A 24,964-nucleotide genomic window follows, 5' to 3' on the forward strand; every position below is an offset into this window, starting at 1 on the left:
GAAAGTCACACCCTGCAACACGCGCGCCGCGTTTCGAGCGGCGCGCGGCTTCAACTGAAGAGGCGACTCTCGATGAAAGCACATGCGCAACGTCTCATCGCCGCGCGCCTCGGCCTCGCGCTACTCACGCTGCTGCTGGTGTCGGCAGTCGTGTTCGCCGTCACCGGGCTGCTTCCCGGCGACGCGGCCCAACAGGCGCTCGGCCAGGCGGCCACCCCCGAAGCCGTTGCCGCCTTGCGGCATCAATTCGGCCTCGACCAGCCCGCGCTGCAACGCTATTGCGTGTGGCTTCTGCATGTGGTCAGCGGCAACTTCGGCACCTCGCTGTCGAACAATCTGCCGGTCAGCCAGCTGATCGCGACGCGCCTGCCCAACTCGCTCGCGCTGGCCGGCCTGACGGCCGTGGTCGCGGTGCCCGTGGCGCTCCTGATCGGCATTGCGTCGGCGATGTTCCGCGGCTCGCTGCTCGACCGCACGCTCAACGTGCTCACACTGTCGACCGTCGCGGTGCCGGAATTCCTGATCGCGACGATCGCCGTACTGATCTTCGCCGTCAAACTGCGCTGGCTGCCGGCGCTGTCGTATCTGTCGGAAGTGCATTCGTTCGGCGCGCTGCTGCGCATCTACGCAATGCCGGTGATGACGCTGTGCTGCGTGCTGGTCGCGCAGATGGCGCGCATGACGCGCGCCGCGGTGCTCGATCAGCTCAATTCGTCGTACGTGGAAATGGCCTTGCTCAAGGGCGCCTCGCCGGTGCGCGTGGTGTGGCGGCACGTGCTGCCGAACACCATCGGCCCGATCGCCAACGCCGTGGCGCTGAGCCTGTCGTATCTGTTCGGCGGCGTGGTGATCGTCGAATCGATCTTCAACTATCCGGGCCTCGCGAGCCTGATGGTGGACGCCGTGACCAACCGCGACATGCCGCTCGTGCAGGGCTGCGTCATGGTGTTCTGCGCGGCGTATCTGGCGCTCGTGCTGATCGCCGACCTGTGTCAAATCGTATCCAACCCGAGGCTGCGTCGATGATGAGCCAACCTACCAATCCCCACCACATTCCTCACGCGGGCACGGAACTGTACGACGTGCGCCGCGACGAACTGGTCGTCGAGCCCACGCCCGTGGAAGCGGTTGCGCTGAAACAGGGCGTGCTCAAACGCCTCGTCTACCGCTTCTCGGTACTCGGCCTGATCGGTCTGCTGATGGTAGCGTTCTGGCTGCTGGTCGCGTTCATCGGGCCACTCGTCGCACCGTACAAAGGCGGCGCGCTGACCTCGACGGAAATTTTCGGCCGCTATAGCGCGGCGTATCCGCTCGGCACCGACTATCTCGGCCGCGACATGCTCAGCCGGATTCTCTACGGCGCGCGCTACACGGTCGGCCTCGCGCTCGCCGCGGCGGTGCTCGCGAGCGTGATCGGCACGTTCTTCGGCCTGCTCGCGGCGGTGTCGGGCCGCTGGGTCGATGAAATCCTGAGCCGTCTGTTCGACGCGCTGATTTCGATTCCGAGCAAGGTGCTCGCGCTCGTCGTGATCGCCGCGTTCGGCTCGTCGATCCCGATGCTCACCACAGTCGCCGCGCTGGCCTACATTCCCGGCGCGTTCCGGATTTCGCGCTCGCTCGCGGTGAACCTGATGGGCCTCGAATACGTGCAGGTGGCGAGAGCGCGCGGCGAAGGCATCTTCTATATCGCACGGGTCGAAGTGCTGCCCAACATGATTCACCCGATGCTGGCCGACTTCGGCCTGCGCTTCGTGTTCATCGTGCTGCTGCTGAGCGGGCTCTCTTTCCTCGGCCTTGGCGTGCAGCCGCCGAACGCCGATTGGGGTTCGCTCGTGCGCGAGAACATCGGCGGCCTGTCGGAGGGTGCGCCCGCCGTGCTGATGCCGGCCGTCGCGATTGCGACGCTGACCATCGGTATGAATCTGCTGATCGACAACCTGCGGCGTCGCGGCCGTAGCCACGGAGGTGCGTGATGGCTGAGCGGGACATGATCGAAGTGAGGGGCCTGAGAGTCGTCGCGGGTGCGGCGCCGGGGCCGGTGACAGAGATCGTCAAGGGTGTCGATTTCTCGGTGAAGAAGGGCGAAGTGCTCGCGCTGATCGGCGAGTCCGGCTCGGGCAAGACCACCATCGCGCTGTCGCTGCTCGGCTATGCGCGAGCCGGCTGTGCGATCAGCGGCGGGTCGGTGCGCATCGGCGAGGTCGACGTGTTGTCGCTCGACGCGAAAGGCCGCCGAGCGTTGCGCGCGCGCACCGTCGCGTATGTCGCGCAAAGCGCGGCGGCCGGCTTCAATCCGGCGCGCACGATCATGGATCAGGTCACCGAACCGGCGCTGCTGCATCACCTCATGACCAAAGAGGCGGCGTGCGCCAAAGCGATTGGCCTGTTCCGCTCGCTAGCCTTGCCCGCGCCGGAAACGATCGGCGAGCGCTATCCGCACCAGGTGTCCGGCGGGCAGTTGCAACGCTTGATGGCGGCGATGGCGTTGATCACCGATCCGGCCGTCGTCGTGTTCGACGAGCCGACCACGGCGCTCGACGTCACCACGCAGATCGAAGTGCTCGTGGCCTTCAAGAAAGTGGTTCGCGAACTCGGCACCACGGCGGTCTACGTATCGCACGATCTGGCGGTGGTCGCGCAAATGGCGGACCGCATCGTCGTCCTGAACGGCGGCGCGGTGAAGGAAAACGGCGCGGTCGCGCAAGTGCTCGACGCTCCTGTGGATGCTTACACGCGCCAGTTGCTGGCCGCCACGCGCCGTCCGGAAGCGGTACTGGAATTGCCGCCGACCCTGGGCAAGCACGTGCCGCCGCTGCTGGAGATTCGCGGACTGTCCGCGGGTTATGGCCGCATCGACCGGTATGGCGCGCCCGCCGTGCGCGTGCTCGACGACGTCAGTCTGTCGATTCCGCGCGGCAGTACGCTCGGCGTGATCGGCGAATCCGGCTCCGGCAAGACGACGCTCGCGCGCGTGGTGGCGGGTCTGGTCGACCGGGCGCGCGGCGAGGTGCTGTTCAATGGCGAGTCGCTGCCGGCGCAGCTCTCGCGCCGCACGCCGGAGCAATACCGGCAGATCCAGATCGTGTTTCAGAACGCCGACACGGCGTTGAACCCGAGCCACTCGATCGCCGACATCCTCGCCAGGCCGCTCGCGTTCTATCACCATCTGCGTGGCTCGGCGGCGAAGAAGCGCATGCTGGAACTGCTCGATCTGGTGAAACTGCCGGCCTCCATCGCCACGCGCACGCCGGCGGGGCTCTCGGGCGGCCAGAAGCAGCGTGTGAATCTGGCGCGCGCGCTCGCCGCCAATCCCGCGTTGATTCTGTGCGACGAAGTGACTTCCGCGCTCGACACGGTGGTCGGCGCGGCGATCCTCGATCTGCTCGCCGAATTGCGGCGCGAACTGGGCGTGTCGTACATGTTCATCAGCCACGATATTTCAACGGTCCGCGCCATCTGCGACGAAGTGATCGTGCTGTATGCCGGGCATCGCGTGGAAGCGGGGCAGCGAGATGTGCTCGCCGCGCCGCCGTATCACCCGTACACGGGCTTGCTGGTGGATTCGGTGCCGGCGCTCAAACCCGGCTGGCTCGACGCGCGCCGCGAGATCGTCGCCACCGCTTTGCCGGCGATGGGCGAAAGCGCCGATATTGCCGAGCTGTGTTCGTTTCGCGCGCGCTGTCCGGTGCGTATCGACGGCAAGTGCAACGTGACGCCGCCCTCGGTCAAGCGGCTGCCCTCGGGCGCGGAGATTCTGTGCCACCATCCGGCCGCCGAACTGAACCGTTTGCAGTCCGTGGAGGCGACCCCGGCATGAGCGGACGATTTGTGCGCGTCGCGGAAGCCGGCCGCAAGACGTTTCCGATTACCGTGGACGGCGTGGTGCGCGAAGCCGCCGAAGGCGACACGCTGATGGTCGCATTGCTCACCGGCACGCGCACGTTGCGCGATTCCGAATTCGGCGACGGCCGGCGCGCGGGCTTCTGCCTGATGGGCGCATGCCAGGACTGCTGGGTGTGGACCGCGCAAGGCGAGCGCGTGCGGGCTTGCAGCACGCCGGCAACACCCGGCATGTCGATCGTCACGAAACTGGCGGATGCCGGGGAGGGTGTATGGCCCCGCGTGTAGTGATCATCGGGGCCGGGCCGGCGGGTGTGCGCGCGGCGCAGGCGCTGGTCGAAGCGGGGCTGCGGCCTGCCGTTATCGACGAATCGCGGCGCGACGGCGGACAGATTTATCGGCGTCAGCCGGAAGGCTTTTCGCGCAGCTATGACACGCTCTATGGCACGGAGGCCGCGCGTGCCGCGTCGCTGCATCAGAGCTTCGACGCGCTGAAAAGCAGGATCGACTATCTGCCGGAAACGCTGGTCTGGAATATCTCGCCGAACACCGTGCATCTGGTGAGCGGCACGCGTTACCGCACGCTCGTATTCGATGCGCTGATCGTCTGCAGCGGCGCGACGGACCGGCTGATGCCCGTCAAGGGCTGGCATCACGCCGGCACCTACAGTCTCGGCGGCGCGCAGGTCGCGCTGAAGTCGCAGGGCTGCGCGATCGGCTCGCGCATCGTGATGATGGGCAGCGGGCCGCTGCTGTACCTCGTGGCCGCGCAGTACGTGAAGGCGGGCGCGCAGGTGGCGGCGGTGCTCGACACTTCGACGTTCATGCAGCGCGTGGCCGCGTTGCCGCGTCTGCTGGCGATTCCCGCCGCGCTCAGAAAAGGTATTGCGTTGACGCGCGCGCTCGCCGACGCGCGCGTGCCGGTTCATCGCGGCGTGCAACCGCTCGAAATCAAAGGCACGCCGCGCGACGGCGTGAGCGCGGTCGAGGTCGCGCTACCCAATGGCAAGCGCCTCGAACTGGCATGCGATGCGGTTGCGCTCGGCTACCACCTGCGCCCCGAGACGCAACTCGCGGACCTCGCGGGTTGCCGCTTCGTGTTCGACGACAACGCCCAGCAGTGGCTGCCGCAAATCGATGCCGACGGCCGCAGCAGCATCAAGGGCGTCTACCTGGCGGGCGACGGCGCGAGGGTGCGCGGCGCCGACGCGGCGGAACGCTCGGGCCGTCTCGCGGCGCTCGCGGCGATGCAGGATCACGGCATGCCGGTCAACGGCGTGGAGCGCTTGCGCGCCGAACTCGCGCGCTTCACGCGGTTTGCCGCGGGCTTGCGCGAAGCTTTCCCGTGGCCGGCGAAGTTCGCCGCGTCGCTGCCGGACGAGACGATCGTCTGCCGATGCGAAGCGATTACCGCGGGCGAATTGCGCCGCGTGGTCCGCGCGAGCGGCGCGAAGGAAGCCAATCGCGCGAAGGCGTTTTCGCGCGTCGGCATGGGCCGTTGCCAGGGGCGTTATTGCGGCCACGCCGGCGCGGAGATTATTGCGGCGGCGGCGTGCGTGCCGCTGTCGACAGTGGGACGGCTGCGCGGCCAGGCGCCGGTCAAACCGCTGCCCGTGGCGCTGACCGAAGAGGCGATCGACGAAACGAGCAGCGAGGTGGGCCAATGAGCGCGACGACTCGCAACGAAGCCGATGTGATCGTGATCGGCGGCGGCATCATGGGGACGACGACGGCGTTCTTCCTGCGTCAGCGCAATCGCTCGGTGATTCTGCTCGAACGCGGACTCACCGGCCAGCAGGCAAGCGGCGTGAACTTCGGCGGCATTCGCCGGCAGGGCCGCGCGCTGCCGCAACTGGCCATGGCCAACCGCGCGCTGCGCACGTGGCAACGCTCGGCGGAACTGCTCGGCGAGGACATCGAGTTTCTGCCTTCGGGCCACACGCGCGTGTGCTACCACCAGAAGGATGTCGAGAATTTCGATCAGTATGCGATCGACGCGCGCGCCTACGGACTCGAACTCGAAGTGCTGCATGGCGACGCCATGTTCAGGCGCTTTCCGTTTCTCGGCCGCGAAGTGCTGGCGGCCTCGATCTCGCCGCTCGACGGCCATGCCAATCCGCGCCTCGCCGCGCCCGCGTTCGGTCGCGCGGCTGCGCGGCTCGGCGCACAGGTGATCGAGGACACGGAGATCGTTCGCGTGGAAAAGGATGGTGGCCGGTTTCGCGTGGAAAGCGCGCGTGGCGACGTCTACTGGGCAGCGCAGCTCGTGATCTGCGCCGGCGCGTGGGCGAGCCGCCTGACCGAACAGTTCGGCGAATCCGTGCCGCTGACCGCGCGGGGGCCGCAAATGTGCGTGACCGAGCCGGTGCCGTACGTATTCAAATCGTCGATGGGCGTGTTCACGTCGATCAAGGAAGAGAGCATCTACTTCCGCCAGATTCCGCGCGGCAACATCATCGTTGGCGGCGGTCCTGCTGGTCCGGCCGACGCCGTGACGCGCCGCGCCTCCGTGTTGCCCATCAACACCGTGCGGCAACTGGCGCAGATGCGCCGGCTCGTGCCCGCGTTGGCGCCGCTGCATGTGATTCGTGTCTGGAGCGGCGTGGAAAGCTATCTGCCCGACAGCGAGCCAGTGATCGGTCCGAGCGGCCAGGTCGACGGCCTTTACTATGCGTTCGGCTTCAGCGGCTCGGGCTTTCAGATCGGTCCGGGCGTCGGCGAGACGCTCGCGGAACTGGTCGATACGGGCAGCACGGCGATTCCTCTCGACCCGTTTTCCATTCGGCGTTTCGCGAAACAACCGGCGGCCCGCTCGACTATCGTGACGTCATGAAACAGTCCATCAGCCTCAACGCGGCCCGCGCGTTCATCGAAGCCCATTTCGACGAACCGGTGACGCTCGCCCAACTCGCCGCGCTCTCCGCGCTCAGCGTGTCGCGCTTCGCCACGGTGTTCCGGCAGCAATATGGATCGTCGCCATACCGCTATCTGTGCGGCCTGCGGATTCAACGCGCGCAGACGCTGTTGCTCGAAGGCGTGCCGGGATCGGTCGTCGCGACGGAAGTCGGCTTCTTCGACCAAAGCCATTTCGGCCGCCATTTCAAGCGATGCTGCGGCATGACGCCCAGCATGTTCATCGCGCGCGCCGCTGCGGGCAGCAACGCGATCACGAGCGCCGGCACTGCGGCGATCAGCGCCGTGCGGCCGGCGCGGCATGGCGGCGTGGGCAACGCCGGCACCACGCCTACTGCGCCGCGTTCAGCTTCCGCCATAACGTCGTCTTGCTGATGCCGAGCGCCTCGCAGACGGCGTCGCGATCGCCTTCGTGCGCGGCGAGCGCGGCGCGGATTTCGTCGGCTTCCACGTGACGGCTGCGTTCGCGTAGCGATAGCGCGGCTTTCCTCGCGCGCGCGTGGGGCTCGACGATTTCCGGCGCGAGCGTGCGCAACATGTCGCGGGTGAAAGCGGATTCGGTGGCGTCTGCGTTGGTGTCTTCAGGGGCCGCGTCGGCGAGTTCCACGGCGATCCGTTCAATCACGTTCTGCAGTTCGCGCACGTTGCCGGGCCACGCGTAACGCTTGAGCGGCTCGTCGAGTGGGGCGAGCACGCGTTCGGCGGCAGCTGCGTCCGGCACACGCGCCGCGAGCCTCGGTTCACGCGCCACGGCTTGCAGCAGCAGTTGGGCGGCGAGCGGCAGCAGGTCGGTCGGCCGCTCGCGCAGCGGCGGCAATGCGATGCTGAGAATGTTGAGGCGGTAGTACAGGTCGGCCCGAAAGCTGCCCGCTTCGATGCCCTCGGTCAAGCCGCGATGCGTCGCCGCGACCACGCGAATATCGACCCGCGTCGGCTCCGTCGAGCCGAGCCGCACGACCTCGCGTTCTTGTAGCACGCGCAACAGCCGGCTTTGCAGCGACAGCGGCATCTCGCCGATTTCATCCAGAAACAGCGTGCCGCGGTGCGCCACTTCGATCAGCCCGGCCTTGCCGCCCTTGCGCGCGCCGGTAAATGCGCCTTCTTCGTAGCCGAACAACTCGCTTTCCAGCAGCGCCTCGGGAAACGCGCCGCAATTGATCGCGACGAACGCGAAGTCGCGCCGCGCGCTCAACTGATGCATGCTCTGCGCGACCATCTCCTTACCCGTGCCGCTTTCGCCGAGAATCAATACGGTGGCGTCCGAGCGCGCATAGCGCTTGACGAGCGTACGTACCCGTTCCATCGATTCGGACGCGCCGACGATATCGTCGAGCCGGTAACGCGCGCTGAACTGCTGCACGCGCTGGCGCGAGCGCAGCGTCCGGTCGAGCCGTTCGACCGCGCGCGATTCCTGAAACGTCAGCACGGTGCCCGCCGCCGAGCCGCTGCTCGCCAGCGGCCCGCGATGCACGACATAGCTCACGCCGCGCACCGTGCAGAACCCGTCGCCGTCCGCGTCCGGCAGACTGCCTGCGAGATCGGGCGCGAGTTCGAGCAGCACGCGGCCCACGGCGTGTGCCGCGTCGAGGCCGAGCACGCTCGCGAGGCGCTGGTTCATTGCTTCGACCCGCCCTTGCGCGTCGAGCGCGACGACGCCGTCGCGCAGATGCTGCAACAGATTGTCGAGCCGTTGACGTCGAACCGTTTCGCGGCGCGTGGCCTGCGCGACTTCGAGCGCGGTGTCGAAGGCCGCGCGCACGGAAGCGCGCGAGTAGAGAAACACCGCGCCCATGCCGGCATTCGCGGCGAGGTCCGTGACGAGTCCGGGGCCGACCACCACCTCGATGCCGCGATCGCGCAGATCGAGCACGAGGCTTTCCGCGTCCTGCGCCGATTGATAGGAAGCGAACGTGATGTCGAGTGCGAAAGCGGCCGTGAAACGCCGCACTTCGTCGGGTGTGTCGCCGTGCGTGACGAGCGCGACCTTCGCGCCGTCGCGGCGTGCGCGCGCGAGCGCGTGCATCACGTCGAAACCGGTCGGACCGATCAGCACGACCGGCACCGACACGCGCGTCTTCAGATACGCGCCGTTCGAGCCGCCGGCAATCACGACATCCGGACGACCCGCGCCCGCGGCCTCGACTTCGCGCACGGCGTCTTCGAAGCCGTGCGAGACGATGCGCAGGTCCGCGCGCTCCACGTATTCGCCGGCGATATCGAAAAACAGATCGCGCAAGCGGCTAATGCTGAGCGCCCAGATGCGGGGGCGCTGGGCGGGTTCGAAAAGAGGTGTGCTCAAGGCGGGGCGGCTCACGGCGGTGCTAGGAAAGTCCACTCATTATGCGCGCATCCATTTCCAATCTGAAATCCACGTTTCATTTCTGAAATCGGATCGAGGCGGGCGCGGACGGCAGTCCTTTTTTAAATCAGGTACTTAGCGCGCGTGCGCGTGGCTGGCCCGTTCTTTGCGTTTTGGGATGCGGTCCAACATATTCCCCATGCATCAGGAGACGAAGTCATGAGCGAAGCAGATAACAGTACGCCGAACACAGGCGCGTTCAAACCGAAGAAATCCGTCGCCCTGTCCGGCGTGACGGCAGGCAATACCGCCCTCTGCACGGTCGGCAAGACCGGCAACGACCTGCACTACCGCGGCTACGACATTCTCGATATCGCGGGCGCCTGCGAGTTCGAAGAGATCGCGTACCTGCTGGTCCACGAAAAGCTGCCGACCCAGGCCGAACTCACCGCGTACAAGACCAGGCTGAAGGCGCTGCGCGGCCTGCCCGCGAACGTCAAGGCCGCGCTCGAATGGATCCCGGCCGCAGCACACCCGATGGACGTGATGCGCACCGGCGTGTCGGTGCTGGGCACCGTGTTGCCGGAGAAAGACGACCACAACCTGCCGGGCGCGCGCGACATTGCCGACAAGCTGATGGCCTCGCTCGGTTCGATGCTGCTCTACTGGTATCACTATTCGCACAACGGCAAGCGCATCGAAGTGGAAACCGACGACGACTCGATCGGCGGCCACTTCCTCCACCTGCTGCACGGCGTGGAGCCGTCGAAGGCGTGGGTCGACGCAATGCACGTGTCGCTGAACCTGTACGCCGAGCATGAATTCAACGCATCGACCTTCACGGGCCGCGTGATCGCGGGCACGGGATCGGACATCTATTCGGCGATCACCGGCGCGATCGGCGCGCTGCGCGGGCCGAAGCACGGCGGCGCCAATGAAGTCGCGTTCGAGATCCAGTCGCGCTACCAGACGCCGGACGAAGCCGAAGCGGACATCCGCCGCCGCGTCGAGAACAAGGAAGTGGTGATCGGTTTCGGCCACCCGGTGTACACGATTTCGGACCCGCGCAACAAGGTCATCAAGGAAGTCGCGAAGAAGCTCTCGAAGGAAGCCGGCAACACCAAGCTGTTCAGCATCGCCGAGCGGCTGGAGTCGGTGATGTGGGAAGCGAAGAAGATGTTCCCGAATCTGGACTGGTTCAGCGCGGTCTCGTATCACATGATGGGCGTGCCGACGGCGATGTTCACGCCGCTCTTCGTGATCGCGCGAACGGCCGGCTGGAGCGCGCACATCATCGAGCAGCGCATCGACAACAAGATCATTCGTCCGAGCGCGAATTACACCGGACCCGATGACCTGCCGTTCGTGCCGCTCGCGAAACGTGTTTGAGCGCGGCTGAAGACCTTGCGAGCGTTGTCGATCGCGAGAGAGCGTCGACACGCCGAGGCAAGTGTTCGACCTTCATTGCGTCTCGAGAGCGCGGCGCAATGAAATTGGGCCTTGGCTCGCTGGAACCCCGAGCCAAGGCTGTTTTTTGCGGCGTATTCGCGTGAGTGCCGGCAAACCCGGCCCGTACGCTGCCGCGAGCTAAACTACACGTACCTGACTGGCCCGCCAGGGAAGCGCTAAAAGAGGGGCAGCTGACTGTGATCGGCCGCCGCCATCGTTCCCGGATCATTACTGTTTTGTCCCCTACGCCATGAATACCGCAAACCGCAAACGCCTTCCCGGCACCCAGCTCGATTTCTTCGACACGCGTGCCGCCATCGACGCCATTGCGCCCGGCGCGTACGACAAGCTGCCGTACACGTCGCGCGTGCTGGCGGAGAACCTCGTGCGCCGCTGCGATCCCGTCACGCTCGTCGCGTCGCTCAAGCAGATCATCGAACGCAAGCGCGATCTGGATTTCCCATGGTTCCCGGCACGCGTGGTCTGTCATGACATTCTTGGCCAGACTGCGCTGGTCGACCTCGCCGGTCTGCGCGATGCGATCGCCGCGCAAGGCGGCGACCCTGCCATGGTGAATCCGGTGGTGCCGACCCAACTCGTGGTCGACCATTCGCTCGCCGTCGAGTGCGGCGGGTTCGATCCGGACGCGTTCGCGAAGAATCGCGCGATCGAGGACCGCCGCAATGAAGACCGCTTCGACTTCATCAACTGGACCAAGCGCGCGTTCAAGAACGTCGACGTGATTCCGCCGGGCAACGGCATCCTGCATCAGATCAACCTCGAGCGCATGAGCCCGGTGGTGCAGGTGAAAGACGGCGTGGCATTCCCCGATACGCTGGTCGGCACCGACTCCCATACGCCGATGGTGGACGCGCTCGGCGTGATCGCCGTCGGCGTGGGCGGACTCGAAGCGGAAAGCGTGATGCTCGGCCGCGCGTCGTATATGCGCCTGCCGGATATCGTCGGCGTGGAACTGACCGGCAAACCGGCTGAAGGCATTACCGCGACCGACATCGTGCTCTCGTTGACCGAATTCCTGCGCAAGGAAAAAGTGGTCGGCGCGTACCTCGAATTCTACGGTGCAGGCACGGCCAACCTGACGCTCGGCGATCGCGCGACCATCGCCAACATGGCGCCGGAATTCGGCGCCACGGCCGCGATGTTCTATATCGACGAACAGACCATCAAGTATCTCAAGCTCACCGGCCGCGACGACGCGCTCGTCAAACTGGTGGAAACGTATGCGAAGGAAACCGGCCTGTGGGCGGACAGCCTCAAGCATGCCGAATACGAACGCGTGCTCAAGTTCGATCTGTCCACCGTGGTGCGCACGCTGGCCGGTCCGTCCAACCCGCACCGCCGTCTGCCGGTGTCGGAACTGGCGGCGCGCGGCATCAGCGGCAAGGTGGAGAATGAACCGGGCCTGATGCCCGACGGCGCGGTGATCATCGCCGCGATCACGAGCTGCACGAACACCAACAATCCGCGCAACATGATCGCCGCCGGCCTGCTGGCGCGGAACGCGAACCGGCGCGGACTGACGCGCAAGCCGTGGGCGAAGACCTCGCTCGCGCCTGGCTCGAAGGCGGTCACGCTGTATCTGGAAGAAGCCGGTCTGCTGCACGATCTGGAGAAGCTCGGCTTCGGCGTGGTCGCGTATGCGTGCACGTCGTGCAACGGCATGTCCGGTGCGCTGGATCCGGCGATCCAGAAGGAAATCGTCGAGCGCGATCTGTATGCGACTGCCGTGCTGTCGGGCAACCGCAACTTCGACGGCCGCATTCATCCGTACGCGAAGCAGGCTTTCCTGGCATCGCCGCCGCTGGTGGTGGCGTATGCGATTGCGGGCACGATCCGCTTCGACATCGAGAAAGACGTGCTCGGTATCGATGCCGACGGTCATGCCGTCACGCTGAAGGACATCTGGCCGTTGGACGCGGAGATCGACGCGATCGTGGCGTCGAGCGTGAAGCCGGAACAATTCCGCAAGGTGTACGAGCCGATGTTCGCGGTCTCCGTCGACAAGGGCGAGCAAGCCAATCCGCTGTACGACTGGCGTCCCATGAGCACGTACATTCGCCGTCCGCCGTATTGGGAAGGCGCACTTGCGGGTGAGCGAACGCTCAAGGGCATGCGCGCGCTCGCCGTGCTGGGCGACAACATCACGACCGACCACCTGTCGCCTTCCAACGCGATTCTGCCGAACAGCGCCTCGGGCGAGTATCTGGCGAAGATGGGCCTGCCGGAAGAAGACTTCAATTCCTACGCGACTCACCGCGGCGACCATCTGACGGCGCAGCGCGCTACCTTCGCGAACCCCACGTTGAAGAACGAGATGGTGGTCGAAGACGGCAAGGTGAAGGCGGGTTCGCTGGCGCGCATCGAGCCGGAGGGCAAGATCACGCGCATGTGGGAAGCGATCGAAACCTACATGGAGCGCAAGCAGCCGCTGATCGTGATCGCCGGGGCCGACTATGGCCAGGGGTCGTCGCGTGACTGGGCCGCGAAGGGCGTGCGTCTTGCCGGCACGGAAGCGATCGTCGCCGAAGGGTTCGAACGCATTCACCGCACGAATCTGGTGGGCATGGGCGTGTTGCCGCTGGAATTCAAGCCGGGAGTGAACCGGCTTACGCTCGGTATCGACGGCACGGAAACCTTCGACGTGATCGGCGAGCGCAAGCCGCGCGCGGACCTCACGCTGGTGATTCATCGCAAGAACGGTGAGCGTGTGGACGTGCCGGTGACGTGCCGGCTCGACACGGCCGAAGAGGTTTCCATTTACGAGGCCGGCGGCGTGCTGCAACGCTTTGCGCAGGACTTTCTCGAATCGACGAAAGCGGCGGCCTGAGGCTGCCCGGTTTTCAGATCGTTTGAAGCAGCGAACGTTTTAACGCGGGACAGGGCGCTACGGTGCGGCATGCCGTACGCCCTGCACGAAGTCCCTCCAGGGACCGTCCGCCTACATCAGGACACGACTTTCATGGCCCACCAACCCCAGATCAAGATTGCCGCCACCTACATGCGCGGCGGCACCAGCAAAGGTGTGTTCTTCCGCTTGCAGGACCTGCCCGAGGCCGCTCAGGTGCCGGGCGCCGCGCGTGATGCGCTGCTGATGCGCGTGATCGGCAGCCCCGACCCGTACGGCAAGCAGATCGACGGCATGGGCGGCGCGACCTCGAGCACCAGCAAGACGGTGATCATCGCCAAAAGCAGCCGGCCGGATCACGACGTGGATTACCTGTTCGGGCAGGTGTCGATCGACAAGGCATTCGTGGACTGGAGCGGCAATTGCGGCAACCTGTCGGCCGCCGTGGGACCGTTCGCAATCAGCGCGGGTCTCGTCGACCCGAGCCGGATTCCGCGCGACGGCGCGGCGACCGTGCGCATCTGGCAGGCGAATATCGGCAAGACGATCATCGGCCACGTGCCGATGACCAATGGCGCCGTGCAGGAAACCGGCGATTTCGAACTCGACGGCGTCACGTTTCCGGCTGCCGAAGTGCAACTCGAATTCATGGATCCGGCTGCGGAAGAAGAAGGCGCGGGCGGCTCGATGTTCCCGACCGGCAATCTGGTCGACGACCTCGAAGTGCCGGGTGTCGGCACGTTGAAGGCGACCATGATCAACGCGGGCATTCCGACCATCTTCGTGGATGCGGAATCGATCGGCTACAAGGGTACGGAGTTGCAGGACGCCATCAACAGCGACGCAAAAGCGCTGGCGATGTTCGAGACCATTCGCGCGCACGGCGCGCTGCGCATGGGGCTGATCAAGCATCTCGACGAGATCGCGACGCGCCAGCATACGCCGAAGGTCGCGTTCGTCGCGAAGCCGGCCGACTATGTGGCGTCGAGCGGCAAGCGCATTGGGGCGGGCGATGTCGATCTGCTGGTGCGGGCGATGTCGATGGGCAAGCTGCATCACGCGATGATGGGCACGGCCGCGGTCGCGATCGGCACGGCGGCGGCGATTTCCGGCACGCTGGTGAATCTCGCGGCAGGCGGCGGGGCGAAGCAGTCGGTACGCTTCGGGCATCCGTCGGGGACCTTGCGGGTAGGTGCCGAGGCGAGCGAGAGCGGCGGCGAGTGGACGGTCAAGAAGGCGATCATGAGCCGCAGCGCGCGCGTGTTGATGGAAGGGTGGGTGCGGGTGCCGCAGGAAAGGTGAGGCGGCCGGCGCGAGCGCGCCGATTCGCCGCTCAGGTGTCCAGAGTGCGAAAGTCCGGCTTCGTCTGGAAAGCACGAAGCCGGAAAAACGGGTTGGATGAAATGGCGAAGCCTAAGACATCAGCCCGATGCTGGCGAGAACGAACCGAAGGCCGAAGAAGCACACGGACGAAAAAAGCGGCAGGCCGAAAGCCACCGTGACACACCGCAGGCCGACCACGCTGAGCGTTGGCCATCGATTGAGGGTGTAGACCGCCGCGCCAGCCAGTGCGCGGCTGATCCCGTTCACGTCCGCTCCATGACGACCTCGAGATACTCGCTGGGCAACACGAGTGTCTCGTCGCCGGAACGGTTGCCGTTTGCCAGCAGCGTCATCAGGTCGAGCTGGAAGGCCGCCTGCCGTTCGGCATCCATCGCGGCGAATGCCTTGTTGACCGGGCCGTAATATGTCCGGAATACCTCGATCCAATGCGCCGGTGAGCGGTAACGGAACGTGAATTCACGGCTCTTTGCAGCGACGGGCTTCGCGCTCCCGTGAAAGAGCTCGTCGAGCCGCGCCCTCGTGCCCCACAACGCGGGCGACTTGAGGCCGGGCGGCGGGGGCAGATACTTGCCGATCGTTTTGAACACCTGCCCGATGAAGCTCTCGGGCGTCCAGTTCGCAAGGCCGATTTTGCCGCCCGGCTTGCACACCCGCGCCAACTCGCTTGCCGCCATCTCCTGATTCGGCGTGAACATGACGCCGAAGGTCGAGATCACGGCATCGAACGAGGCGTCGGCGTAGGGCAGCGCTTCGGCGTCCGCTTCGCGAAACCGCACCGAGGTGAGACCTTCCGCTCGCGCCCGAGCCTTCCCCGCTTCGAGCAGCGAGGAGACATAGTCGGTCGAGGTGACGTCGCACCAGCGGCGTGCGGCGGCAAGCGTGGCGTTGCCGTTGCCCGCCGCGACATCGAGCACGCTGGTGCCGGCGCGCAGATCGAGCGCCTCGCACAGGTTTTCGCCGACGATCTGCAGCGTCGTGCCGACGACCGCATAGTTGCCCGTTTCCCACGCGACGTGCTGGCGCGCTTTGACGTCGGCGAATGCGGAGGTTTGCGAAGAAGACTGGACTTGTGACATGGAAATGCTCCTGAAAATTTTTTTGTGCAATGCAAGTTGATCTCGTTGCGCGAAGGCTTTCAGCGTCGCTATGAATTCATGGGGCGCCTCCTTAATTGCGTTTAAGTATTCGATACATTCAAGATTCCTTAGCATCGTTGTAAGGAATTCGCATGGGTGCTAGTATCGTTGCGCGTGTTGAATCGATGAATGACCAGGCGTCCAGATCTTTTGCGCGGGACGCCGAAGTTCATGGGCACACATCCATGGATGCTCTCTCCAACGTTCTTCGCCTCGTTCGCCTGGGCGGCGCGGTGTATCTAAACGGCCACTTCACTGCGCCCTGGTGTCTGTTCGGCCAGGCGGACGCAGCGCTGTGCGGCAGTTATCTGCCACGAGCCGAACGTGTCGTCTCCTATCATCTGATCACCGAGGGAAGTTGCTGGGCGGCACTCGCGGACGATCCCGAGTCCGCCATTTACGTCAATGCCGGCGAACTGCTCGTCGTTCCGCAAGGCGAATCGCATCTGCTGGGCAGTTCACTCGACGTGACGCCCGGACCCACTGCCGAACTGCTCGAGAGTCAACTGCGCAATTCCCCGGGGCAGTTGATGGCGCTCAACTATGGCGGCGGCGGCGACAGTACGCGTCTGGTGTGCGGCTTTCTCGCTTGCGACGACACGTTGAGCAACCCGGTGCTGTCCGCGTTGCCTCGCCTCTTCAAGGTCGACATGCGCAATGATCCGCAGTCCGCGTGGCTTGAATCTTCTTTGCGGTTCGCCACGGCCGAGGCGGCGGAATGGCGCGTAGGCAGTGCGCTCGTGCTTGCGCGGCTATCGGAGTTGCTCTTCGTGGAGGCGGTGCGGCGCTGCATCGACGCGCTGCCGGCCGATCGAAAGGGCTGGCTCGCGGGTGTGGGGGACAGGTTTGTCGGCCGGGTGCTGGCCATGATGCATACGCAGCCGGCGCATGCGTGGACAGTGGATGAGCTTGCCCGCATGGCGGGGCTGTCGCGCTCCGCGCTGGCGCAGCGGTTTACGCAGTTGCTCGGTCAGCCGCCAATGCAGTATCTCGCCCACTGGCGCTTGCAGGTCGCGGCGCAGGAGTTGCGCGGCGGGACGAAGTCGGTGGCGGAGGTGGCGGATCAGGTGGGGTATGAGTCGGAGGCGGCCTTCAATCGCGCTTTCAAGCGGGAGTTCGGGATGCCGCCGGCAGGGTGGAGGAAGAGCCGGGGCGGAATGGCGAGTGCCTCGGCGGGTGCCGCTGGTGCGAGCGCTGTAGATTGCTACAGCGAACCCTTTAGCGGCCACCCGATGTGAAGGCGCCAATACTCCGTGCGCTCACTTCACGCCATGCTTCGCCTGCCATTTTTTCATGAACGCGATCTCATCGTGCTGTGCCTTGATGATGTTGCTGGCCAGCCGCTTCAACTCCGGATCCTTGCCGTATTTCAATTCGACCTGCGCCATTTCAATCGCGCCCTGATGATGCGGAATCATGTGAGCGACAAAGTCCTTATCGGCGTCGCCGGTGTAGTCGGCGCTCATGTCCTGCATCATTTTGTCGTCGGCGGCTTTGAAAGCTTGCGTCGACTTGCCGCCGGCTGAACCGGACATATCCATGCCGGGCATGGACGCCGGTTGCTGGGCATGGACGGGCGCGGCCGCAACGGCAAACGCAAAGCCGCCGAACAGGCAGAGAGCACGAAAGGCGCGAAGGTTTTTCATAGTAGATTTCCGTTGGGGAAAAGTTGTCCCGATCGACACCGCTGCCGGAAAGCGGAAGTAGGCGCGTGTGCTCCCACCGCCTTCCCGGCGGCTATCCGGCAGCTATCCGGCGTAGATCTGGTCCGGCGATCGAGCGATTGGGCGATCAGCCTATCAGGCTTTCAGCGACGGATGAAATCCCGCCGCCTCGATGGCCTCGATGAATTGCTGGGGCGCCAGCGTCGACGTGACCTTGACGATTTTAACGGGCACATCGACATCGAGCCTGGCAGCCGGGTCGAGACTCGTGACAGCACGCGTGATGGCGTTGGCGCATCCGCCGCACGACATGTCCGGGATGTTGAATTCCATGTCCTACCTCCAATAAGAAGTCATGGGTAGAGCGTGGACCTTCCCACGGCGGTAAGGTCAAGCCTCTTTTTTGTGACTGGCTGAAGGCAAATCACCGCACCAAAAACGTGCGCGCGCGACGTCGTCCCTGCCTTACGATTTTCCAGAACCGCATGCTAGACTCCGTTTCCATGTCTTGCTGGCGCAAATTCTTCATCGTGTTGCTGCTCGTGCTGTGCCTCCCGGTTCAGTCGTTCGCGGCCGTCTCCATGAAATGCGAGTCCTCGCATTCCGTGGGCGAAGGGATGTCTGCGCGCCACGAGCATGCGGGTCCAATGGCCCGGCATCACGATCATGCCGGGATGATGGCCGATCAGGCCGACAATATCGCCGGTACTCATCTTCAGCATCACGGCGGCGGGGGCAGCGAGCATCACGCGCATGCGTGCTCCGCCTGCGCGTCCTGCTGTTTCGGCGGCGCGTTGCCCATCACGCCGGTCGTGTCCCTGTCCGCTAACGCGGTTCATTTTGCTGTTCCCTTGCCTCCCGCCGTGCGTGTCGTGTCGTTTCTGACTGACGGCGTCGAACGGCCTCCCCGAATCCCTCTCGTCTAGATCTTTCGCAGCCCTGTGCTGCGGTGTTCCATTTTGTCTCGATGGCGGCCGTGTGTCGTCCGTCGGGGCGGACTACGACGAGACTATCCATGCGAATGTTCATTGCGGCGCTGCTCGGCGCGCCGGCATGTCTGCCGGCGCTCGCGTTCGCCGCGCCCCTATTTCCCGACCCGGCGAATGCCGCGGCATCCGTGCCTGCGCTCGAGGTGCCATCTGCATTGGCCGGCTATCGGCCGCACCGCGAGCAGCCGTCACCGGGTTGGCAGGCGCTCAATCGCGCGGTGACCGATCCAGCCGATGGCGCTGGGAAGCGCCACGGTTCGATGCACATGGGCGTCACAGATGCCGAAGGCGACGACCACGGTGCTCACCACGCGGAGGCAGCAAAATGAGGCCGCGCCTGCTTCCTTCCGCCGGCGCTGTTTCCATCGCCATTGCCGTGTCATGGCTCGCCGGCTGCACGGCGTTTTCAAAGGACGGCGGATTCGACACCGTGTCGACGGTGGCCTCCGTGCGAATCGGCAAAGACGCCGTGTCGATAAAGACGGATGAAGACCGAAACACCGTGGCAAGCCGCACGCAAGCGTTGCTCGCCACACCGCTCAGCATGGACGACGCGCTCCAGATCGCGCTCCTGAACAACCGTGGCCTGCAGGCGTCGTACGGCGAACTCGGCATTGCCGAAGCGGACCTCGTTCAGGCAGGACGCCTGCCGAATCCCGGCTTTTCGTTCAGCCGCACGCACGGTGGCGATGACCTGAGTATCAGCCGCACTTTCACGCTCGGCATGCTGAGGGTACTGACCATGCCGCTGGCGACGCGCATCGAGAGCCGCCGTTTCGAGCAGACTCGCCTGCTCACCGCGGACGCCATGCTCAAAGTCGCCGCCGACGCCCGGCGCGCCTATATCCTCGCAGTCGCCGCAGGGCAATCGGCAATGTACGCGGAGCAGGTAAAGGACGCGGCCGAGGCCGGCGCCGAACTCGCTTCGCGCATGCAGCAGGCCGGCCATTTCAGCAAGCTCGATTACGCGCGCGAGCAGGCCTTTTACGCGGAAGCGATGGCGCAGGTAGGAAGAGCGCGACAGCAGTCAGTGTCCGCGCGAGAAAAGCTCACTCGCGCGATGGGACTCTGGGGTTCCCAGGCACAGTACACGCTGCCTGAGCGCCTGCCCGATCTGCCTGCCACGCGCCCCGAGTTGCACGATCTGGAAACCTTCGCGATGCAGAACCGGCTCGACATTCAAGCCGCGAAGCTGCAAACGCAAAGTGTCGCCAGCGCACTCGGCTTGAGCAAAGCGACGCGTTTCATCAACGTGCTGGACGTCGGCTATCAGAACAATTTCACGACTTCCGACGGCCGCCAGCAGGGCTATGAAATCAGCGTCGAGATCCCGTTGTTCGACTGGGGCAGCGCCAAAGTGGCGCGAGCCGAAGCGATCTATCTGCAGTCGGCGAATCGTGTTGCCGAGACCGCGATCAACGCGCGCTCCGAAGTGCGCGAATCGTATTCGGCCTATGTGTCCGGCTACGACCTCGCGAAGCACTATCGCGACGAAGTCGTGCCGGTCCGCAAAACCATCTCCGATGAATTGCTGCTTCGCTACAACGGCATGCTGGTCAGCGTGTTCGAACTGCTCGCCGATTCGCGCGAGCAGATCGGCGCGGTGAATAGCGCGATCGATGCGCTAAAGGACTACTGGCTCGCGCAAACCGATTTGCAACAGGCGCTCGGCGGCCGTCTGCCAGTTGCCACCAGCGCGACGCCGCTCGCCTCCACGACGCAGCCGGCGTCGTCCACTGAATTGGAAGGTCAATGACATGGTGTCACGTCGACATTTTATCGGCGGCTCGGGAGCCGCTTTGTTAGGCGCCGCGCTGGTCAGCAAGGCCGGCGCCGCGTCGCTGCCCGAAGCGCCCAGCATGGCCTCGGCCGCGATGCAGGCACCGCGCGCGCCGTCGAATGGCCGGCCGTACACGCCGGTCGCCACACTCAACGGATGGTCGCTGCCGTGGCGCATGAGAAACGGCTGGAAGGAGTTTCATCTGATCGCCGAGCCGGTGGTGCGCGAACTGGCGCCGGGCATGAACGCGAACCTGTGGGGTTACAACGGCCAGGCGCCGGGGCCGACCATCGAGGCCGTTGAAGGCGACAAGGTGCGCATTTTCGTGACCAACCGGCTGCCGGAGCACACCACGGTCCACTGGCACGGCATGCTGCTGCCGTGCGGTATGGATGGCGTGGGCGGGCTCACGCAGCCGCACATTCCGCCAGGCAAGACCTTCGTCTATGAATTCGGTCTGGAGAGGCACGGCACCTTCATGTATCACCCGCACGCCGACGAGATGGTGCAGATGGCGATGGGCATGATGGGCCTGTTCATCGTTCATCCGAAAGATTCCGGCGCGATGCGGGTAGACCGCGACTTCGCGTTCATCATGTCGGCCTACGATATCGATCCGGGCAGCTTCACGCCGCGCGTGAACGAGATGACCGACTTCAATATGTGGACATGGAACGCGCGCGTGTTTCCGGGTATCGATTCGTTGCCGGTGCGCGCGGGCGATCGCGTGCGGATTCGCGTCGGCAATCTGACGATGACCAATCATCCGGTTCATCTGCACGGCTATCACTTCGAAGTGGTGGGCACGGACGGCGGCTGGATTCCGCCTTCCGCGCGCTGGCCCGAGGTGACGGCCGATGTCGCGGTCGGGCAGATGCGCGCCATCGAGTTCACGGCGAATCGTCCGGGCGACTGGGCGTTCCATTGCCACAAGTCGCATCACACGATGAACGCGATGGGGCACCAGGTTCCGAACATGATCGGCGTGCCGCAGAAAGACCTGGCCAAACGCATCAACCGGCTGGTGCCCGACTATATGGCCATGGGCAGCACAGGCGGCTCGATGGGCGCGATGGAGATGCCGCTGCCCGACAACACGCTGCCGATGATGACTGGCACAGGGCCATTCGGTGCGCTCGAAATGGGCGGCATGTTCACGGTCGTGAAGGTGCGCGAGGGGCTAGGGCGCGACGACTACCGCGATCCGGGCTGGTTCAGGCATCCCAAAGGAACCGTGGCGTACGAATACACCGGCGAATTGCCGGATGGTTGATGTCGTGCAGATTGTGATGACCTTAGGAGAGTGTGAGATGAAGAACGTATTGGTTTCGATGGCGATGATTTGCATGGTGACGGTTCCCGTTTCGGCGTATGCGGCGGATGAGGCGAGCCACGCGGCAGTGGCCACGGATGGCGCTCAAGCGGGAGGCCAGGCGAAGGCCGGCATGTCGCATGGCGAGATCAGGAAAGTGGATGCGGCTGCCGGTAAGCTGACCATCAAACATGGTCCTTTGGAAAACCTCGGCATGGATGCAATGACCATGGTGTTCAAAGTGAAGGATTCGGCAATGCTCTCGCAGGTCAAGCCTGGTGACAGAATCGACTTCGTCGCTGAAGAGGTGGACGGGGCGCTGACGGTGGTGAAACTGGAGAAGCGATAAAACGCGAGGCGTGATCGGCCGTTTCGGAACGGTCCTGCAGTTCGTGCGCTACCTGCCGTTGGCGCTCGAACGGTTCGCGCGTGTCGGCTACATTTGCCCGCCCTCATTGCGGCTCGCGCATCTGGCGGCGGCAATGGGCAAGCCGGTGTGGCTGCTCAACCGCTTTGCCGGCTGCTGGCGCTGGTCGCGCGATCGGGACGACAGCCCCTGGTATCCGAGCGTGCGGCTTTTCACTCAGTCGCGACGAGGTGACTGGAACGGCGTGCTGGAGCGCGTTGCCGAAGCGTTGCGTCAGGCGAGCGCCTCATCTCGCGGGAAGTCTTACCGGGCGTTTGTGCGGTAGCTCACCAAGTCGAGCCGAACTTACTCGACCCGAAGTTTTGAAATGTTATGCTCGGGCGTCGTGACTTTCATCGTGCACAGACGCGGACGATTTCAAAGAATACCTAGATTCCATTAGGAGCCGGGCATGCTGAGAAAAGTGGTCGATCGGGCGAAAAAGATCCGGCGCAGCGAGGGGTTCAAGCATTCCGTGGCCACACCGCGTCGCATTTCACTTCATGCTACACAGCGTTTGAACAGGGGCATTTTTGCCATCGAAATTCAGGAGAACTCCGGTTTCTTCTCCGTGATGCAGATGGTCCTGTTTATCCTGATGTACTGCGACGAAAAATGTCTGACGCCGTCCATCAGTGCTCGCGGTGGGCTCTACGGCGACCCTGAAGGAAAGATCGACTGGTTCTCGGCCTTCTTCGATTCCATGCATGGCGAGGCTACGGCGTTGCTGACGCACAGGGTGAGAAAATCGACGGTTCGCGACCTGGTCCAGCTAGGATTTCGTCAGCGCTATGAGGCGCGGCTTCAACTCATGAGCGCCAGCGAGCTATTTTTCGCGCATTACCGGCCCGCCGGCCACATTCAGGACGAAGTCGACGCGATCTGCCAGCAACTCGAAATTGGCACGTCGACTCTCGGTGCGCATTTCAGAGGCACGGACAAAACGCTGGAAGCAATCCCGGTTTCATGGAGCGATTTCTGCCGCCACATAGAAACGACGCTCGCGGAAAACCCGCACCTGAGCAACGTTTTCGTTTCGAGCGACGAGCAGGCGTTTCTCGACTTCTTCGTTGCCTGGCCGTTTCGCAAGCCGGTCAAGGTCGCTCCCGCGAAATTGCTCGCGAGCGGAAATACGCCGGTGCATTTCAGCGGCTATCCTGGGCTCGACATCGGCCGCGAAGCGCTGGTCTCCAGTCTTCTGCTATCGCGTTGCGGGTATCTCGTGAAGACGCCTTCGTATCTGTCGGCGTGGTCCAGAATATTCAACCCGTCGCTGCCGGTGAAACTCGTGTCGCCGCCGCGGCCGGATGCATTCTGGTTTCCCGACAGCCGACTCTGGCTCGAACAGGTCGCGCAGGACAAAGCGGCCTGAACGCGGGCGCATTCTGCTGTCTCGAAGTCGTCACATGAGTAGGAAGAATGACGGGCATATAATCAAAAGCCCGCGAGACCTATCGTGACTGCAAAGAGGCTTCAGCATGTACATTGCCATGAACCGTTTCAAAGTGACGCCCGGATCCGAAACCGCTTTCGAGCATCTCTGGACCACGCGCGATACACACCTGAAAGAGGTGCCGGGTTTCGTGGAATTTCATCTGCTGAAGGGACCGCAGAAGGAAGATCACGTTCTGTATTCCAGCCATACCATCTGGAAGGACTACGCGTCTTTCGAGGCGTGGACGAAATCAGAGGCGTTTCGCGCCGCGCATCGCAATGCCGGTGGCGACAATCGTGTGCTCTATCTCGGGCATCCGGAGTTCGAAGGCTTCGAGGTCATTCAGACCGTCAAATGAACGCATGAGCGCGGCTATCGCGCTGGCGCCTGCGCACGCGAGCACGTGCGCAGCGTGCTTACGGTATTCTTTTGCGAGTCACTCGCGCCGGCGCGTCACGCGCCGGGCAACGCACAGAGGAACGAACGCATGAAAGCCGTCAAAATCGGGTCGCCCGCCACTGTAGCCAATCTTCAGGTTGTCGATATTGCGGACCCCGGTCAACCCGGCGCGGGCCAGATTCGCGTGCGCATTCACGCGAACTCCCTGAACTTTCACGATTACGGCGTGGTGAGCGGCAATTTGCCGGCTGAAGCAGGGCGGATTCCGATGGCGGACGGCGCGGGTGTGGTCGAAGCAGTCGGCGCGGGCGTTTCGGAATTCAAGGCGGGCGATCATGTGGTGTCGTGCTTCTTCCCGTTCTGGGAAAACGGGCCGCCCGCCACTGCTGATTTCACGACCACGCCGGGCGACGGCGTGGACGGCTATGCGCGCGAAGCCGTTGTGCTGCCGGGCCACTACTTCACGCATGCGCCACGCGGTTATAGCCATGCGGAGTCCGCCACGTTGACTACCGCCGGGCTGACCGCATGGCGCGCGCTCGTCGTGGACGGTCAGTTGAGGGCCGGCGACACGGTGCTCGTGCTCGGCACTGGCGGCGTGTCGATTTTCGCCTTGCAGATTGCCAAAGCGATGGGGGCTTCGGTGATTGCCACGTCTTCATCGGATGAGAAGCTCGCCCGCCTGCGCGCACTGGGTGCCGACCATACGATCAACTATCGCGACAATCCGGAATGGGGCAAGCAGGTCCGCTCGCTGACCGGCGGTCGAGGTGTCGATCACGTGATCGAAGTCGGCGGCCCGGGGACTTTGCCGCAGTCGATCACCGCTTGCCGGATCGGCGGTCATATTGCGTTGATCGGTGTACTGACCGGACGGGCGGGGCCGGTGCCCACCGCGGCGTTGATGGCGAGGCAGCAGCGCCTGCAAGGCTTGATCGTCGGCAGCCGCCAGGATCAGCGCGATATGATCCGGGCGCTCGAAGCGACCGGTATCAAGCCGGTGATCGATAGCACGTTCGCTCTGGAGAAGCTCGGCGAGGCGTTCGCGCACGAGGCATCCGGGGCGCACTTCGGGAAGATTTGCGTGGCGGTTTGAGTGTTGCGCGTGCGGCGTTGTGCGTGCGTTAGCGAA

General features: G+C 64.4%; 24 protein-coding genes and 1 pseudogene. 19 read left to right on the forward strand and 6 right to left on the reverse strand.

Annotation, left to right across the window (positions count from 1 at the left end):
* The first annotated feature begins 72 nt into the window (after positions 1-72).
* From AC57B1_RS25745 to AC57B1_RS25775, 7 genes are read left to right on the forward strand one after another with little or no spacing between them, the layout of a single operon-like run.
* Entirely contained in the window at positions 73-1,026 is a 954-nt protein-coding gene (locus AC57B1_RS25745) for an ABC transporter permease (RefSeq protein WP_408299478.1), read from the forward strand.
* Positions 1,023-1,973, forward strand: a complete 951-nt coding sequence (locus tag AC57B1_RS25750) for an ABC transporter permease (protein ID WP_408353802.1) — start codon at positions 1,023-1,025, stop codon at positions 1,971-1,973. Before AC57B1_RS25745 ends, AC57B1_RS25750 begins: the two co-directional genes overlap by 4 nt.
* Positions 1,973-3,817 (forward strand): ABC transporter ATP-binding protein, encoded by a 1,845-nt coding sequence (locus tag AC57B1_RS25755; protein ID WP_496419078.1) that lies wholly within the window; start codon positions 1,973-1,975, stop codon positions 3,815-3,817. Before AC57B1_RS25750 ends, AC57B1_RS25755 begins: the two co-directional genes overlap by 1 nt.
* On the forward strand, positions 3,814-4,128 hold the full coding sequence (locus tag AC57B1_RS25760) for a (2Fe-2S)-binding protein (protein WP_091803062.1): 315 nt from the start codon (positions 3,814-3,816) through the stop codon (positions 4,126-4,128). The genes AC57B1_RS25755 and AC57B1_RS25760 overlap by 4 nt, the downstream gene beginning before the upstream one ends.
* Positions 4,113-5,507: an FAD/NAD(P)-dependent oxidoreductase gene (locus tag AC57B1_RS25765; RefSeq protein WP_496419079.1), complete on the forward strand. Its 1,395-nt coding sequence runs from the start codon at positions 4,113-4,115 to the stop codon at positions 5,505-5,507. The genes AC57B1_RS25760 and AC57B1_RS25765 overlap by 16 nt, the downstream gene beginning before the upstream one ends.
* Positions 5,504-6,673: an NAD(P)/FAD-dependent oxidoreductase gene (locus AC57B1_RS25770; RefSeq protein ID WP_408353794.1), complete on the forward strand. Its 1,170-nt coding sequence runs from the start codon at positions 5,504-5,506 to the stop codon at positions 6,671-6,673. Before AC57B1_RS25765 ends, AC57B1_RS25770 begins: the two co-directional genes overlap by 4 nt.
* Complete coding sequence (locus AC57B1_RS25775) at positions 6,670-7,128, forward strand: helix-turn-helix domain-containing protein (RefSeq protein WP_408299486.1); 459 nt, start codon at positions 6,670-6,672, stop codon at positions 7,126-7,128. Before AC57B1_RS25770 ends, AC57B1_RS25775 begins: the two co-directional genes overlap by 4 nt.
* Here the strand turns inward: AC57B1_RS25775 and prpR are convergent.
* Complete coding sequence (prpR, locus tag AC57B1_RS25780; RefSeq protein WP_496419080.1) at positions 7,085-9,052, reverse strand: propionate catabolism operon regulatory protein PrpR; 1,968 nt, start codon at positions 9,050-9,052, stop codon at positions 7,085-7,087. The two genes, AC57B1_RS25775 and prpR, sit on opposite strands and share 44 nt — an antisense overlap.
* A gap of 219 nt (positions 9,053-9,271) precedes the next feature.
* On the opposite strand from prpR, the gene prpC reads away from it, so the two are divergent.
* The 3 genes from prpC (at position 9,272) to prpF (ending at position 14,669) form a co-directional block, all read left to right on the forward strand.
* Positions 9,272-10,441 carry a bifunctional 2-methylcitrate synthase/citrate synthase gene (gene prpC, locus AC57B1_RS25785; protein ID WP_091803051.1) on the forward strand — a complete coding sequence of 390 codons (1,170 nt, stop codon included), beginning with the start codon at positions 9,272-9,274 and terminating at the stop codon, positions 10,439-10,441.
* A gap of 310 nt (positions 10,442-10,751) precedes the next feature.
* A complete protein-coding gene (acnD, locus tag AC57B1_RS25790) occupies positions 10,752-13,349 on the forward strand; it encodes a Fe/S-dependent 2-methylisocitrate dehydratase AcnD (protein ID WP_496419081.1) in 2,598 nt (865 codons plus the stop codon).
* Positions 13,350-13,481: 132 nt separating this feature from the next.
* Complete coding sequence (prpF, locus tag AC57B1_RS25795; RefSeq protein ID WP_496419082.1) at positions 13,482-14,669, forward strand: 2-methylaconitate cis-trans isomerase PrpF; 1,188 nt, start codon at positions 13,482-13,484, stop codon at positions 14,667-14,669.
* Between the two features lie 111 nt (positions 14,670-14,780).
* Here prpF and AC57B1_RS25800 read toward each other — a convergent pair whose 3' ends face one another.
* A complete protein-coding gene (locus AC57B1_RS25800; protein WP_177205116.1) occupies positions 14,781-14,957 on the reverse strand; it encodes a hypothetical protein in 177 nt (58 codons plus the stop codon).
* Positions 14,954-15,787: a class I SAM-dependent methyltransferase gene (locus AC57B1_RS25805; protein WP_496419083.1), complete on the reverse strand. Its 834-nt coding sequence runs from the start codon at positions 15,785-15,787 to the stop codon at positions 14,954-14,956. The genes AC57B1_RS25800 and AC57B1_RS25805 overlap by 4 nt, the downstream gene beginning before the upstream one ends.
* Positions 15,788-16,032: 245 nt before the next feature.
* On the opposite strand from AC57B1_RS25805, the gene AC57B1_RS25810 reads away from it, so the two are divergent.
* Positions 16,033-17,085, forward strand: coding sequence for an AraC family transcriptional regulator (locus tag AC57B1_RS25810; protein ID WP_408355212.1), 1,053 nt, complete (start codon positions 16,033-16,035; stop codon positions 17,083-17,085).
* A gap of 21 nt (positions 17,086-17,106) precedes the next feature.
* On the opposite strand, the gene copM is transcribed toward AC57B1_RS25810, so the two are convergent.
* The 3 genes from copM to AC57B1_RS25825 form a co-directional block, all read right to left on the reverse strand.
* Positions 17,107-17,493 carry a CopM family metallochaperone gene (gene copM / locus AC57B1_RS25815; protein ID WP_091803039.1) on the reverse strand — a complete coding sequence of 129 codons (387 nt, stop codon included), beginning with the start codon at positions 17,491-17,493 and terminating at the stop codon, positions 17,107-17,109.
* A gap of 153 nt (positions 17,494-17,646) precedes the next feature.
* Positions 17,647-17,844 (reverse strand): heavy-metal-associated domain-containing protein, encoded by a 198-nt coding sequence (locus AC57B1_RS25820; protein WP_408355197.1) that lies wholly within the window; start codon positions 17,842-17,844, stop codon positions 17,647-17,649.
* Between the two features lie 155 nt (positions 17,845-17,999).
* Positions 18,000-18,266 carry a hypothetical protein gene (locus AC57B1_RS25825; RefSeq protein ID WP_408355194.1) on the reverse strand — a complete coding sequence of 89 codons (267 nt, stop codon included), beginning with the start codon at positions 18,264-18,266 and terminating at the stop codon, positions 18,000-18,002.
* 260 nt (positions 18,267-18,526) lie between these two features.
* On the opposite strand from AC57B1_RS25825, the gene AC57B1_RS25830 reads away from it, so the two are divergent.
* From AC57B1_RS25830 to AC57B1_RS25865, 8 genes and pseudogenes are all read left to right on the forward strand, one after another.
* Positions 18,527-18,829, forward strand: a complete 303-nt coding sequence (locus AC57B1_RS25830; protein ID WP_408355192.1) for a hypothetical protein — start codon at positions 18,527-18,529, stop codon at positions 18,827-18,829.
* Entirely contained in the window at positions 18,826-20,256 is a 1,431-nt protein-coding gene (locus tag AC57B1_RS25835) for a TolC family protein (RefSeq protein WP_496419084.1), read from the forward strand. The genes AC57B1_RS25830 and AC57B1_RS25835 overlap by 4 nt, the downstream gene beginning before the upstream one ends.
* A gap of 1 nt (position 20,257) precedes the next feature.
* Positions 20,258-21,553, forward strand: coding sequence for a multicopper oxidase family protein (locus AC57B1_RS25840; RefSeq protein ID WP_496419085.1), 1,296 nt, complete (start codon positions 20,258-20,260; stop codon positions 21,551-21,553).
* A 37-nt stretch (positions 21,554-21,590) separates the two neighbouring features.
* Positions 21,591-21,941: a copper-binding protein gene (locus AC57B1_RS25845; RefSeq protein ID WP_408355183.1), complete on the forward strand. Its 351-nt coding sequence runs from the start codon at positions 21,591-21,593 to the stop codon at positions 21,939-21,941.
* Between the two features lie 112 nt (positions 21,942-22,053).
* Positions 22,054-22,284, forward strand: a pseudogene (locus AC57B1_RS25850) (tetratricopeptide repeat protein); the annotation flags it as partial.
* A 126-nt stretch (positions 22,285-22,410) separates the two neighbouring features.
* The gene (locus AC57B1_RS25855) at positions 22,411-23,370 is read left to right on the forward strand and encodes an O-fucosyltransferase family protein (RefSeq protein ID WP_496419086.1); all 960 of its coding nucleotides are present in this window, start codon (positions 22,411-22,413) and stop codon (positions 23,368-23,370) included.
* Positions 23,371-23,476: 106 nt separating this feature from the next.
* Positions 23,477-23,791, forward strand: coding sequence for a heme-degrading protein HmuQ (hmuQ, locus tag AC57B1_RS25860; protein ID WP_091803019.1), 315 nt, complete (start codon positions 23,477-23,479; stop codon positions 23,789-23,791).
* A 129-nt stretch (positions 23,792-23,920) separates the two neighbouring features.
* Positions 23,921-24,928 (forward strand): zinc-dependent alcohol dehydrogenase family protein, encoded by a 1,008-nt coding sequence (locus AC57B1_RS25865; RefSeq protein ID WP_496419087.1) that lies wholly within the window; start codon positions 23,921-23,923, stop codon positions 24,926-24,928.
* Positions 24,929-24,964 lie beyond the last annotated feature (36 nt).

It is taken from the genome of Paraburkholderia sp. BGA-UO-ETr-F21 (assembly GCF_059567925.1).